Raw genomic sequence first — 482 nt, 5'->3', positions numbered from 1 at the left:
GATAGGCTCCGGTCTCGTGGGCTCGGAGAGGTGTATAAGAGACAGGGGAGCAGGGACGGTCACGAAGGCGCGGACTCTACGTCCAGCGTCTTGGGCCATGCAGCAGGAAACCCTTCGACCGCTGTTTCACTTGACGGTGCCCCCACGGGTTGCGAGGGTCCGCCCCAATGGCCGGAAAGTCCGACACCGAGCGGTCCGACGTCGCGCGCATCCGCGCCGTGCTGGCACGTGAACTCGAGACCATCAACGAGTACGAGGCCTTCGCGGAGGACTCCTCCAGTCCGGAGGTCCGCGCCTTCTTCCTGCACCTGGCGGCGGAGGAGAAGGAGCACGTCTCCGAGGCCACCCACATGCTCCGGCTGCTCGACAAGGGCCAGGACGCGCACTTCACCAAGCCGTTCGTCGCCGGCCACTTCCAGCAGGCCGTGGGCAGCGTCCCGGCCGAAGCCCCCGCCCCCGCCGAACCTGTGCCGGCGGTGACC

1 protein-coding gene is annotated in these 482 nt (G+C 68.0%); it reads left to right on the top strand.

Annotation, left to right across the window (positions count from 1 at the left end; translation table 11 throughout):
- Window positions 1-167: 167 nt before the first annotated feature.
- On the top strand, window positions 168-482 hold a 315-nt coding region (gene encB / locus D7Y13_RS42270; RefSeq protein WP_279637194.1), incomplete at its 3' end, for an encapsulin nanocompartment ferritin-likeEncB family encapsulin nanocompartment ferritin-like cargo protein cargo protein.

The organism is Corallococcus praedator (genome assembly GCF_003612125.1).
GTDB lineage: Bacteria > Myxococcota > Myxococcia > Myxococcales > Myxococcaceae > Corallococcus > Corallococcus praedator.
This window is presented reverse-complemented; position numbering and strand designations above follow the sequence as displayed.